The organism is Streptomyces sp. NPDC058469 (assembly GCF_042721125.1).
Taxonomy (GTDB): domain Bacteria; phylum Actinomycetota; class Actinomycetes; order Streptomycetales; family Streptomycetaceae; genus Streptomyces.
The window spans coordinates 1-11376 of sequence record NZ_JBHXME010000251.1 but is presented as its reverse complement, the minus strand read 5'-3'; the positions used below and the strand labels follow the sequence as shown (position 1 = coordinate 11376).

General features: G+C 68.5%; 14 protein-coding genes. 5 read left to right on the top strand and 9 right to left on the bottom strand.

All coding sequences use genetic code 11. The features are described from left to right. Positions 1 to 220: 220 nt before the first annotated feature. Together ACFWP5_RS49810 and ACFWP5_RS49805 are read right to left on the bottom strand one after the other, a co-directional pair. Complete coding sequence (locus tag ACFWP5_RS49810) at positions 221 to 1351, bottom strand: lipid II:glycine glycyltransferase FemX (RefSeq protein WP_384173198.1); 1131 nt, start codon at positions 1349 to 1351, stop codon at positions 221 to 223. Between the two features lie 56 nt (positions 1352 to 1407). Continuing rightward, entirely contained in the window at positions 1408 to 1815 is a 408-nt protein-coding gene (locus tag ACFWP5_RS49805) for an ATP-binding protein (protein WP_384173195.1), read from the bottom strand. Between the two features lie 83 nt (positions 1816 to 1898). Here ACFWP5_RS49805 and ACFWP5_RS49800 point away from each other — a divergent pair, with 83 nt between their 5' ends. From ACFWP5_RS49800 to ACFWP5_RS49785, 4 genes are all read left to right on the top strand, one after another. Next, positions 1899 to 2711 carry a helix-turn-helix domain-containing protein gene (locus ACFWP5_RS49800; protein WP_384173192.1) on the top strand — a complete coding sequence of 271 codons (813 nt, stop codon included), beginning with the start codon at positions 1899 to 1901 and terminating at the stop codon, positions 2709 to 2711. Continuing rightward, on the top strand, positions 2708 to 3019 hold the full coding sequence (locus ACFWP5_RS49795; RefSeq protein ID WP_384173189.1) for a DUF397 domain-containing protein: 312 nt from the start codon (positions 2708 to 2710) through the stop codon (positions 3017 to 3019). Before ACFWP5_RS49800 ends, ACFWP5_RS49795 begins: the two co-directional genes overlap by 4 nt. A gap of 508 nt (positions 3020 to 3527) precedes the next feature. Continuing rightward, the gene (locus tag ACFWP5_RS49790) at positions 3528 to 4418 is read left to right on the top strand and encodes a hypothetical protein (protein ID WP_384173186.1); all 891 of its coding nucleotides are present in this window, start codon (positions 3528 to 3530) and stop codon (positions 4416 to 4418) included. A gap of 100 nt (positions 4419 to 4518) precedes the next feature. Beyond that, a complete protein-coding gene (locus ACFWP5_RS49785) occupies positions 4519 to 4749 on the top strand; it encodes a hypothetical protein (RefSeq protein ID WP_318015859.1) in 231 nt (76 codons plus the stop codon). A 10-nt stretch (positions 4750 to 4759) separates the two neighbouring features. Here ACFWP5_RS49785 and ACFWP5_RS49780 read toward each other — a convergent pair whose 3' ends face one another. Beyond that, entirely contained in the window at positions 4760 to 5725 is a 966-nt protein-coding gene (locus ACFWP5_RS49780) for a helix-turn-helix transcriptional regulator (RefSeq protein ID WP_384173183.1), read from the bottom strand. 92 nt (positions 5726 to 5817) lie between these two features. On the opposite strand from ACFWP5_RS49780, the gene ACFWP5_RS49775 reads away from it, so the two are divergent. After that, positions 5818 to 6183, top strand: a complete 366-nt coding sequence (locus tag ACFWP5_RS49775; RefSeq protein ID WP_384173180.1) for a VOC family protein — start codon at positions 5818 to 5820, stop codon at positions 6181 to 6183. A gap of 392 nt (positions 6184 to 6575) precedes the next feature. On the opposite strand, the gene ACFWP5_RS49770 is transcribed toward ACFWP5_RS49775, so the two are convergent. From ACFWP5_RS49770 to ACFWP5_RS49745, 6 genes are all read right to left on the bottom strand, one after another. Next, positions 6576 to 7352, bottom strand: coding sequence for a maleylpyruvate isomerase family mycothiol-dependent enzyme (locus ACFWP5_RS49770; RefSeq protein ID WP_384173177.1), 777 nt, complete (start codon positions 7350 to 7352; stop codon positions 6576 to 6578). 146 nt (positions 7353 to 7498) lie between these two features. After that, positions 7499 to 8320, bottom strand: coding sequence for a S1 RNA-binding domain-containing protein (locus ACFWP5_RS49765; RefSeq protein WP_384173174.1), 822 nt, complete (start codon positions 8318 to 8320; stop codon positions 7499 to 7501). Positions 8321 to 8374: 54 nt separating this feature from the next. Continuing rightward, entirely contained in the window at positions 8375 to 8854 is a 480-nt protein-coding gene (locus ACFWP5_RS49760) for a hypothetical protein (protein ID WP_384173172.1), read from the bottom strand. A gap of 192 nt (positions 8855 to 9046) precedes the next feature. Then, positions 9047 to 9574: a carboxymuconolactone decarboxylase family protein gene (locus ACFWP5_RS49755; RefSeq protein WP_384173169.1), complete on the bottom strand. Its 528-nt coding sequence runs from the start codon at positions 9572 to 9574 to the stop codon at positions 9047 to 9049. 75 nt (positions 9575 to 9649) lie between these two features. Continuing rightward, positions 9650 to 10171, bottom strand: a complete 522-nt coding sequence (locus ACFWP5_RS49750) for a DUF4240 domain-containing protein (RefSeq protein WP_384173201.1) — start codon at positions 10169 to 10171, stop codon at positions 9650 to 9652. A gap of 104 nt (positions 10172 to 10275) precedes the next feature. Next, positions 10276 to 11265, bottom strand: a complete 990-nt coding sequence (locus ACFWP5_RS49745) for a helix-turn-helix transcriptional regulator (RefSeq protein WP_384173166.1) — start codon at positions 11263 to 11265, stop codon at positions 10276 to 10278. Positions 11266 to 11376 lie beyond the last annotated feature (111 nt).

Sequence of the window (11376 nt, the reverse complement as noted above, 5' to 3'; positions counted from 1 at the left end):
CCCCTAGGGGTCGGGGCTGCGCCCCCCCGGACCCCGCTGGGTCGGATGTCGGGTGCGGGTCCGTTGTGGCTGGTCGCGCAGCTCCCCGCGCCCCCAGGGGTCGGGGCTGCGCCCCTGGACCCCGCTCGGTTGCGTCCCGGGCGCGCCCACGCGGCGGGGCCGCAAATCGACAAGCCCCCGCGCCCCTTGAAGGCCGCTGTGCCGCCCCCTATGGGCGCTTCTACCTGCGGGCGAGATAGACGCCCAACGCCCGTTGCAGGACCTTCCCTTGACTTCCCACCGGGCGTTCCCATTCCCCCAGGTACTCCACTGCCCGGCCGCCCGCGCCGGTCTTGAAGAGGAGGCGGCCTACGAGGCGGTCCTCGGCGACCAGGGACGGGGTGATGGAGCGCAGGTCGTACGTGTCCGCGCCCGAGTCCAGTGCCTCGCACAGCATTCGCCACAACAGGAGGCTGCTGGGCCGGAGTTCACGACCGCGACGGCCGGACGCGGGGTACGAGTGCCAGACGCGGGGGCCGACGCTGATCATCAGGGCGGAGGACAGCACCTCGTCGTCGTACTCGGCGAGATAGATCCGCAGCCGGTCGGACTCCTCGGCGTTCAACGCCTGCCACATGCGCCGGAAGTAGTCCAGGGGACGGGGCTTGAAACCGTCCCGCTCCGCCGTGGCCCGGTACAGCCGGTGGAACGCGGGCAGATCGTCGGCCGAGCCCCAGAAGACCCCGACCCCGCCGCCCTCGGCCGTCTGCAGCGACTGCAGCCAGTGGGGCGAGAGGGCGGCCCGCAGTTCGTTCGCCGACCGCCCTGCCAAAGGGATGTGGCACCCGTAGCGCGGCTGCCCGAGCCCGAACCCACTCCCGTCCGCCTCCTTGCAGCGCCGCCACCCCAGCCGCCGCAACCGCTCCGCCGCGTCCAGCGCGTACCCGTCGATGCCGTCCGTGGGCAGATCCCGCAGATGCCGTACGGAGGGGTCGGCGATGCCCGCCGCGACGGTGGCCGCGTCCCAGTGCCGGACGACGAGCGGCGGGCCGATGCGGACCGAGAACGCGCCCTCCTTCTCCAGGTGCGCGATGAGGGGGTCCAGGAAGCGTTCCGGACGCTGGCTGTGCCAGTCGATCGCCGGCCCGTCGGGGAGGTAGGCGAGAAAGCGACCGGTGCCGGGGAACGCCCGGTACAGCACGAGCGCTACGGCGACCAGCGCCTCCCCCTCGAACCAACCGACGCTCTCCGCCGTCCAGTCGGGCTTCACGTCGGCCCACTCGGGGATCTGGAGATGGCTCGCGTCCGGGTGCAGCCGGAGATGGTCGAGGTGTTCCTCGCGGGTGATCCCCTTCACGTACGGGCTGGTCATGGGCACGACGCTCCTGTTCGGCGGCGGCCACCGTAAGCCGGGGCTCACCGGGCGGGTCAAGACTTCACAGCTGTGAACTCCGCCCACACCTGCTTGCCGCGTCGGCCCTGTCTGGGCGTGACGCCCCACTGGCTCGCCACGGACGCGATCAGGAAGATGCCCCGTCCGCTCTCCGTATCCCAGTCGGGTTCGGTGTACCAGACGGGCAGTTCGGGCGAACGGTCGGCGACGGCCACCCGAACCCCGCCTTCCGGGAGTGTGCGGAGGCGTAGTTCGCACTCCGGGGACTTCACGTGGCGGTGGACGTTGGCCAGCATCTCGGTCACGCAGAGCGTCGCGGCGTCGGCGAGTTCGGGGTACCCCCAGGCGGCCAGCTGCTCCCGGACGACTTGGCGCGCGGCGGCGAACCGCTCTGGTTCCGCGAGGAGTTGGAGGACCACTTCTGGGGGCGATTGCGTGTGCATGCCCTCACGGTGGGTGATATGTGGCTAGCCTGAACAGGACTTTCGGTGGCACACAAGGGAGTGTGCGGGCAAGGGGGTTGGCTGTGCAGGACGGTGTCGAAGGCTCGTCGAGCATGAAGATGTTCGGGGCGGTGTCGCGTGCGCTGCGGGAGGCCCAGGGGAGTACGCGGGAGCAGTTCGGGGCGCATGTGGGGTACTCGGCGTCGCAGGTGGCGATGGTCGAGCGAGGCGAGCGGATGCCGAGCTTGCAGTTCATCGCGAGGGCGGGGGAGTTCCTGCATGCGCGGGTTGCGATCGACGCGGCGGCGGAGCATCTGGAGCGGCGGCGGTATCCGTCGTGGTTCGACGACTATCTGGAGCGGGAGGTCGAGGTGGTCAGCCTGTGGTCGTACAACACGCATGTCCTGCACGGCCTCGTGCAGACGGAGGGGTATGCGCGTGCTGTTCTCGGTGCGCGCGTCCCAACGTTGGACGAAGACGAGATCGAAGCCCGAGTGCAGGCGCGCATGACCCGGCAGGCGTTGCTCACTCGCGTGCCGCGCGTGTCCTTGGCGTTGGTCATCGAGGAGTGGGTGTTGAGGCGCCCGGTCGGCGGACAGGCCGTTATCAAGGGGCAGTTGGAGAGGTTGTTGGAACTCACCGAGCAGCGCAACATCTCGATCCAGGTCATGCCGACGAGCGTGGAACTCCACGCTGGATTCAATGGCGCATGGACGCTGCTGGAGACCCCCAAGCGGGAGTGGGTCGCGTACGTTGAAGGTCAGGCCGGGGGGCTGGTTATCGAAGATCGCGAAGAAGTCAGCGCGATGTTCCAGCGGTTTGGCATGATTCGGTCCCAGGCGCTCCCGCCGGGGGAGTCCGCGAAGCTGATCGAGAGGTTGGTGGGCGAACTATGAGCACCGCAGATCTGACGTGGTTCAAGTCCAGCTACAGCGGAGATGCTGGCGGTGAATGCCTCGAAGTCGCCCTGGAATGGCGGAATTCGTCGTACAGCGGCGCGGAGGGCGGGGAGTGCCTCGAAGTCGCCCTTGAGTGGCGGAAGTCCTCGCGCAGCGGTGACGCCGGCGGCCAATGCCTCGAAGTCGCCCTGGAACCAGCCCAACCCACGGTCCACATCCGTGACTCGAAGGCCAAGTCCGGTCCCGCGCTGGCGTTTCCCCTGGGCGAGTGGACGGCGTTCGTGGGCTTTGCCGCCGAGGTGTGACTCAGGTGGGCCACGTCGTGAGCAGGTCCGCCGGGCCGTAGGCCGCGTAGAGCCCCGTGCGGTCGGTTCCGCTGCACGAGACGGCCACTTGTTGCCGACCGTCACCTCGCCCAACTCGCGGTCCGCCAGACCTGACATCAAAGTTACTGACATTGATGTTGGTGACACGGATGCTAGTAGCGCCGATGTCCGCTTGATGGGGCGGGCGTTTTCGCTGGCTCTCGGAAGTTGCGCGGTGCGCGGAACGCCCAGCCCCAGGGGGTAGGGCGCAGAAGTGTGACACTCAGCGCCCAAGTGTCACACTTTCGCGAGGAGGGTCCCCTCTGGCGGGCCCCGGTAAAGGGCGTTTTCGCTGGACGAATGGACGACTTTCGTAAACCTGGTCGCAAAGTCGGCGCTACAGTAATCACGTTCTCACCCTCCGTGCGCCAACACGGAGCGGCCCTCAGCGGTGCGCCAACACCAATCTGAGGGCCTACACCGACAAGTGGAAGGTCCGTCCACCGCGATGCTGCAGCATGCTATCCCGCCTGCCCGCTTCTTCTCTCAGACCCCGAACGAGATCATCCGGCATCCCCGCCTCAACGGGACCGCCGTTCGACTCCTCCAGTGGGCACTGTCCCTCCCCGAGGGTTCGAGGGAGACCGTCCAGTCCATCGGCGAGAAGATGCCGGAAGGCCGCCTCGCGGTCCGCAAGGCCCGGCGGCAACTGGAGGAAGAGGGCTACCTCCACACTCGGCGCAGCCAGGACCCCGAGACCGGCCAGTGGTCCACCCAAGTGCTCGTATCCAACGTGGCGTTGACGGCACCGGATGAGATCGCCGCCGCGTTCGGGACCGTACGCCCCTCTCCTGATCCGAGTGATCCGAGTGATCCGAGTGACCAGGACCCGCCGGTCGGGGCAGGGGCGGACCAGGCCGTCGGCACATACCCCTTGGGCGAGAACACCGAGGAAAACACCCCCAACCAGCCTGTGCAGCCAGGCGAGTTGGAGCGCGGTGCCGCGAACTTCCTTGCCCGCCTCGGCGACCGCACCCCCGCCCTGCGCCTCGGCGCCGGTGAGATCGAACGGCTCGTGCCCCACGCCACCCGCTGGCTGGAGAGCGGGGTCACAGAGGCCGACCTGTGCCAGGCCCTCACCGCCGACCTGCCCCACCCCGTCCGCTCCCCGGCCGCCCTCGTGTCGTACCGCCTGGAAGCCCGGACTCCGACAATTACCGCTCCACGCAGGCGAGTCGAGACCCTGACGGAGTGCGGGGAGTGCCGCGACCCGTTGCCGCGAGGTGTTCATACGGGCATCTGCCGCAGCTGCGCGGGACTGGTCCCGACGGCATCCTCGGAACCGGCCCCGGTGTTGCTCAACGGCATTGCCCTCGTGAGGGCGGCACTGCGCGCCTGACCGCCGCCGTACGCTCACAGGTTTCTCGCAGGCAACTCACCGGGTTCACCGAAACAACCTCCCTATCGTCATGCACACGCACTGACTGGAGGTGGGGAAAATGAACAGCAGTCACTCCAACACCACGGAGAAGTCGGCCGGTTGGGCCAAGTCCGCCCGCGGCCCCTGGGCGGTCGTCTGCGCGGTCGCGACCGTGATCCTCGGCCCGGCCGCCGTCACGGCCTCCGCGCTCGACCAGGCCAACGCGGCCCCGATGCACCACGCGGTACGGGCCGACCAGACGCAGGCCTACATCTCTACGGACTCGACCCGCCGCCGTACCGCCGCCTAGCTGCTGCGGGTCAGGGCGTTGGTGACGGCGCATAGTGGTGGGCAAGGTTGGTGGCGAGGTCGCGGAGGTGAGTCCTGGCTTCGGTGGGGCCGTGCACAGTGATGGCGCTCCCGAACGGCAGTAGTGCTCGCACGTCCTCCAGATGCAGGAAGCGGATCGTCACCTTGTAGCCGGTGGCGGAGTTTTCATGGTCGTCCGGGACGAGTCGTTGGCCAAAGATCCGTTGCGCTCGCTCGATCTGGGTCTGGTCGATGGTGGCGCTGACCTCTATCGCGTGCTTGTGTTCCCACTGATCAATGAGCGCTGCAGCGACGGTGGCCAGGGTCTGGTTCTCGTGGATCCGTCGTGGCTGGTCGATTTCTTTCCACGTCGTGATTCGTTCGAGTCGGTACATCCGCGGCACTCGGGCACAGTCGGCGACGAGATACCAGATGCCGGCCTTGGCGAACAGCCCGTAGGGATCCACGACCAGGTCGCGTGGGCATGACTCGCGTGGGCTGTCGTACTCGATCCGTAGCCGGCGACCTCGCCGCACTGCGCCGATCAGCGAAGCCGGAGTCGTGCCGGAAGCTCGTGCCTGACGCCAGGGACGGCTGTCCACGTGCACTACGTCGGTGAGCGGCAAGAGCTCGTGACCTCGACATGGCTGTGCAGCAGCGATCTTGGAGAGCGCGCGCCGGCTTTCGACCGATGTGTTGAGCTCGGCACGTTGCTTCTCATCCAGCCCGGTGAGCGACAGATGATCACGCTCACCCGGCGTGAGTCGCGTGAGGTCGAGCCCGGCCCCGGGCAGCATGGTCACGCCTCCGAGGCGGCCCCGGTGTGCGGTCACCGGCAGACCGGCGTCGCGGAGCCAGTTCAGGTCCCGGGTGATGGTTCGGAGGGACGCCCCGAGCGCTGAGGCAAGTTCCTGTGTGGTCACGGCATCCCTCGATTCGAGGAGCAGCATCAGGGAGAAGAAACGGTCCGGGGTCACCCACCAATTTTTTCAGGAATTGCGACATGATGCGGCGCATATCCCGGTCAGGCTGGTGGATACGTACCTACGACCTGGGAGAAGGAACAACCATGACCACATCCGTCGTGTCCATCGTCTACGTGAACGACGCTCCCGCCGCAGCTCGTTTCTACGGCGACCTCCTCGGCGTGAGCCCCTCGTTCGAGACTTCGGGATACATCACCTTCGACCTCGGGCCGGGCGCTGACCTCGGTCTGTGGTCTGGCCAGTTCGAGGATCTGTCACCGGACGTCCCGCGCACCAGTGAGGTCTGCCTGGCCATCGACGGTGGACCCGACGAACTCAACGCGACCTTTGAGCAGTGGAAGTCCAAGGGCGTCACGATCCTGCGCGAGCCTCATGATGCGGGGTTCGGGCTGACCTTCCTCGCAGCCGATCCTGACGGGAACCGTGTCCGCGTCGCACCGCAGGGCTGAAAGGCCGCATTGCGGCAGGCGCGCACGACAGGTGTCGCGCCTGCTGTCGTCCGACTTCGAGAGGACGACGAGTGCCCCACGCGAATGCGCCCCTGAGCGTCGAGGGCCACGGTGATGCGGGATTGCAAGACCGGCCGTCGAGTCCGCACCGGAGTCCGAACGCGACTCCAGCATGGGTCATCGAGCAGATCGAGTCCTGGCGCCGCGAGCACAAGTGGTCCGAGGAAGTCCTCCACGCCCGCCCGCGAGTTCACCAGCGAGGGCGCCCGGTCAGCCGCGATCGCAGTGTGGAACATCCGCTACAACCACCATCGGCCGCATAGTGCTGCCGCCGGAAAGCCGCCGGCAGCGCGCCTTCGCGAGAGCGTCACCAACGTCGAGCCCTCATACACCTAGTCCTCCGGTTCCCAGGCGCGGAGCAGGTCGAGCAGCTCCGGGTCCCCGTCGAGTTGCAGGGAGTCCGCCGAAATACGGTCGTACAGGTAGAGGACCAGATCACTGGCCGGGCCGCGAACGGAGATGCCTGCCGCGTCCGGGTCCTCGCCGGTAGCGGGCAGCCGGGTGGTCCGTGCACCGTCGCCGTCGACCGTGAGGCGCCAGGAGCGGCCCTCGGTGGCGTGGAAGTCGAAAGCGGTGGGTTTGTGCGGCCAGGCGCTCGTCGTGAAGCAGGTGATGAACAGGGTCTCCTCGACACCGTCGAGCGCCAACTCGACAGGCAGCGAGGCCGGCTCGCCCACGGTGAGCTGGGCGTCGTAGGTGTGCACCGCGATCTCCTGGACCTGGTGCCGGGCGACGCCACCGGCGGTGTGCGGCGTCTGCGTGTTACCCCAGCCGGTGAAGCAGCCCTGGTCCGGACCGGCCTCTCGCAGGGCCGCCAGCAACAGCTCGGTCGAGGCGGCCAGCCAGGCCGACAGGGCCTCGCGCTCCTGCGGCGCAACCGTGTCACCCTGGGCCGGGGTCCTGGACGTGGCGTCCGGCCCGGCGGCGACGGTGGCGGCCCAGCGGCGGCGGCCCTCGCCGATGTGCTGCACTAGGTCGGACAGCGTCCACCCGGGGCAGGTCGGCACGGGCAGGTCGAGGCCGGGCGCGGCGGCGATCACGGCGCGGAAGGCTGTTGCACGTTCGTCGATCAGCCGCAGCAGATCGGGAAACTCCAGAGTCCTGTGCACGGCGGTAGTTCTATCAGCTTGATCCATTGGCCCGACAGCGGTTTTCCCAGCCGGTACGGCGGGGAACTCCGGCCCAGGACCCCTTGGAATCAATCATCCAGTGCTGTGACCACATGGGTTCACCGGGTTGGGCCGAGGGCTCGCCTTTATGAGGCCTGGCGTCGGGAGAGAGTCAACCTGCGCCGTTGTCGGTCGATTTCGGTGACGACGACCGTGACCTCGTCGCCGACCTGGAGGACGTCCTCCGGAGTCTCCACAGGCGTCCGGGCGAGTTCTCGAAGATGAACCAGTCCCTCAATGCCGTCGGCGACCCGGACGAAGGCGCCGAACGGGACCAACGTGGTGACCTGCCCTTGCAGCCTCTGGCCCACCGCGAGCCCTTCGACGAACGCTGTGAAAGGGTCCGGCCGCATCCCTTTCAAGGACAGTCTCGCCTCTCCGTTCCAAGTGTCGAACTGGAGGAACTCGCATGAGATGTGCTGTCCGACCCGCACGACGTCCGACATCGCTTCGACACGCCGCCACGACAGTTCGGCGACCGTGATGAACCCGACGCCGGGGAAGACCGGGTGGTCCGGGCCGTCGTCCAGTGACACGAACACGCCGAACCGCTGGATCGCCGCGACCGTCCCGGAGAGAATCTCACCGCGCCGACGCGATGCCAGGAACGCCCAGAGCTCCGGGTTCTCGGTGGCGGTCATCGCCAGTCGGACCCGGCCCTCGTCCAGGTCGACGGCCGTCACTTCAGCGGTGATCCGCCGGCCGACCTCTATGGCCGCGGCGTCATTCCAACGCCAGGAAACGTCCGCCTGCGAGACGAGCCCCAGCGGGCGTGCGGGATACCCGTCCAGGGTCACCGCCACCCCGTGCGACCGCGTGATCTCTGCGGCCGTCCCGCTGCACAGGTCGCCGACGTGGATCCCGGCCAGGAAGTCCCGAGAAGCCTGATCGCCCGGCACTGCCCCCATGCCGTCCAGCCTCCCATGGGGAGCCGTGCGCCGACCCTGATCCAGCCATGGGAGTCAGCGAGCGGCGACCAGTTTCTCCGTGCTGGTGACCGTGCCGTCCGCGTGCTGGGTGAGGCGGAGGACCAGGACGTGTCGGCGGTCGGCCGGGGCGGTCACATAGAACGGCCTGCCCTTGTTCAGGCCGGGTGCCTTGAGCTCCACCCGGGACCCGAAGGCTCCGGCGGCGCTGTTGCAGCCCTTGGCCAGGGTGCGGCCGAAGGGGTCGTGGTCGTGGCGGGTGGCGTCGACGTCGTAGTCGACGAACTTGTCGTCGGGCTTGGCGACAGTCCCGACGTTCATCGTGACCCAGGCGTGGACCTTCACGTCCGAGCAGACGGCGACCTCACTGACGGCTTGCGGGTCCGGGTCGTTGAGTGTCTTGCCCTCGGCCTGCTCTCCGACCAACAGCATGGCGCCGACCACCGAGCCGATCAGCACGACGATGAGGGCGGCACCGAGCAGAATCATCGAACGCGGGCGAACGATCGGAAACATGACCCCTCCGGGGGGTGGACCGAGCGGGTGTTGTCGCTCCATTGGAGGGCCGCGGCCGGGCAGTTGTTCTGATCTCAGTGGCATCAGGACACCGCTGTGACATGTGGGTCGACCCGTCGTTACGGGAAAGCGGAGGAATCAGAGGAAGCGGGACAGGTCCTAATCGGGACAGGTCCTAACTCCGGACAGGTCCTAACTCCGGCCCATGCCCAGGTACTTCTCGCCCGCCGGATCGATGTCCACGCCCAGCCCGTTCAGGAGGCCGGCCAGCATCGTGTAGTACCCGACCGTCGTGATCAGTTCGACCAGCTGACGGTCGGTCAGATGCTTGCGCAGGGTGCCCAACGTGGCGTCTGTGAGGGTGTGTTGAGCCATCAGTTCCGCCGTCGCCGTCAGCAGTGCCGACTCGACCTCGTCGAACTCGCCCTTCTCGGGCCGGAGTTCGACGACCGCCGCCAACTGGTCGGCGGTGAGCCCCGCGTGGAGCGCTATCGGGCGGTGCTGGACGATCCCGTAGGCGCAGTCCGTGCGCGCCGCCACCGACATCACCACCAGCTCGCGCAGCCGTACCGGTATCGACGACCCGAGCACGGCCATGCCCAGGTCGATCGCCGGACCCGTCAGATCCGGGGCGTGGGAGAGCATGCGGAACGCGTTCAACGGGGTGGGAAGCGCGTCCACGGCTGCGGCGGAACGCTCCGGGTACGGTATTCGAGCCACGGTGACCTCACTGGGATTCGGTCGATCGAGCCCATCGACTCGGTCGAGGGGTGGGCAACCGTTGCCGTACCCCCGTCAATCCTGCCGGAACCTCTCCCGCAGCTTCGGGAAACGTTCCGCGAGTACCGCCTCGTTCTCCAGGTTGAGCGGCGCTCCGAGCGGCTCGGCGGGCGCCGGTGGAATCCCCAGGTCGGGGGCGACGGCACCGGTGAGCTGTTCGTACGCCTCGTCGGCCGCGTACCCCAGTTCCTCGCCGTCGCCGTCGACCTCGTCGTCGAAGTCGTCGATGAGGTCGGCCAGCGAGTCGGGATCGTGCACGGCACCCTCGTACACCTCACGGCCCTGACCGATCAGCCAGCACCGGAAGAAGTCGAACGCGTCGTCGCTCGCCCCGCCCAGCAGCACCCACGCGGCACCCCACAGATCCCACGTGTACGCGCGGTTGTAACGGGCCTCGAAATGCCGGGCGAAGTCCAGGACCAGCTCCGGGTCCAGCAGCAGAAGCCGGTCGACGAGCAGATCGGCCTGCTCCTCGGGGTCGCCCTCGGCGGCCTCGCGGGTGGCGTCCACCAACTCCCAGAACTCCGTCTCGTCCATCACGGGTCAAGCATCGGTCCTGGAGGGGTGGTGCGCACGTGGAGTGCAGCGGATTGTCACCTGGAGCGGGGCAGATCGTTATGGGCGGCGCGGCGCGGCCGTCCTCATGGGTGGCGGTACAGCGCGGCCAGCCGTAGCGCGTCGTTCGTGAAGCGCGCCCGCAGGCTCTCCGGGGCCAGCACCTCCACGTCCGGGCCGAGTCCCGCGAGCTGGCTGTGGGCCACCTCCTCGGACTCCACCAGCAGGGTCACGGTCACCCACCCGTCGCTGCCCTCCGGCCCGTCCGCGACCTCCAACGCCTCCCGCGCCGCGGCCGGATCGACGGCGTACGGCAGTCTCCGCACCCCGTCCGGCGACAGCCGCACCACGACCTCCGCCCGCAGGATCGACCGCGCGAACTGCGCGGCTCGCTCGTCCCAGAAGGCCGTGAGGTCGAATTCCTCGTCCCGTACGAAGCGCTCGGCGCCCGGCTCCACCGCTGTGAACCGGTCGATGCGGTACACCCGGTGTACCGGGGAGGAATCCCGGCCGGTGACTCGCGCGCACAGGTACCAGACCCCCGCCTTGAGCACGAGTCCGTACGGCTCCAGCTCCCGTTCGACGTCGGAGTCCCCGCGCCGGTACCGCGCGAGCAGCCTCCGGTCGTCCCACACCGCGTCCGCCACGGCGGGGAGCAGTTCGGGTGTCCTGGGCTCGGTGAACCATCCGGGGGCGTCGAGATGAAACCGCTGGGCCGCCGCGTGCGAGGCGTCCGACAGGGAAGGCATCAGTGCCGCCGACACCTTCAGCCGGGCGGCCGACGCGGCGTCTTCCAGCCCCATCTCGCGCAACGCCCCCGGCACCCCGCTCAGGAAGAGCGCCTCGGCCTCGCTGCGGGCCAGCCCGGTCAGCCTTGTCCGGTACCCGCCGACGAGCCGATATCCGCCGGTCCGCCCCCGGTCCGCGTACACCGGGACGCCCGCCTCGGACAGTGCCTGCGCGTCTCGGGTGACGGTCCGCTCGGAGACTTCCAGCTCTCGTGCGAGCTCGGCGGCGGTCATCGAGGGCCGGGACTGGAGCAGCAACACCATCTTGATCAGGCGGGCAGCGCGCATGGCTTCATGATGAGGGATCTCGCCCCCGCCGCCCCTACCCGTCCCATCCCTGGGGGCTGCGCCCCCAGCCCCCCGCTTCGGCCTGAACGGCCTCGTCCTCAAACGCCGGAC

Excerpts from the sequence above, each read along its gene's own strand:
- ACFWP5_RS49810 (WP_384173198.1), bottom strand. The coding sequence starts at position 1,351 with ATGACCAGCCCGTACGTGAAGGGGATCACCCGCGAGGAACACCTCGAC.
- ACFWP5_RS49805 (WP_384173195.1), bottom strand. The coding sequence starts at position 1,815 with ATGCACACGCAATCGCCCCCAGAAGTGGTCCTCCAACTCCTCGCGGAA.
- ACFWP5_RS49795 (WP_384173189.1), top strand. The coding sequence starts at position 2,708 with ATGAGCACCGCAGATCTGACGTGGTTCAAGTCCAGCTACAGCGGAGAT.
- ACFWP5_RS49790 (WP_384173186.1), top strand. The coding sequence starts at position 3,528 with ATGCTGCAGCATGCTATCCCGCCTGCCCGCTTCTTCTCTCAGACCCCG.
- ACFWP5_RS49785 (WP_318015859.1), top strand. The coding sequence starts at position 4,519 with ATGAACAGCAGTCACTCCAACACCACGGAGAAGTCGGCCGGTTGGGCC.
- ACFWP5_RS49775 (WP_384173180.1), top strand. The coding sequence starts at position 5,818 with ATGACCACATCCGTCGTGTCCATCGTCTACGTGAACGACGCTCCCGCC.
- ACFWP5_RS49765 (WP_384173174.1), bottom strand. The coding sequence starts at position 8,320 with ATGGGGGCAGTGCCGGGCGATCAGGCTTCTCGGGACTTCCTGGCCGGG.
- ACFWP5_RS49760 (WP_384173172.1), bottom strand. The coding sequence starts at position 8,854 with ATGTTTCCGATCGTTCGCCCGCGTTCGATGATTCTGCTCGGTGCCGCC.
- ACFWP5_RS49750 (WP_384173201.1), bottom strand. The coding sequence starts at position 10,171 with ATGGACGAGACGGAGTTCTGGGAGTTGGTGGACGCCACCCGCGAGGCC.
- ACFWP5_RS49745 (WP_384173166.1), bottom strand. The coding sequence starts at position 11,265 with ATGCGCGCTGCCCGCCTGATCAAGATGGTGTTGCTGCTCCAGTCCCGG.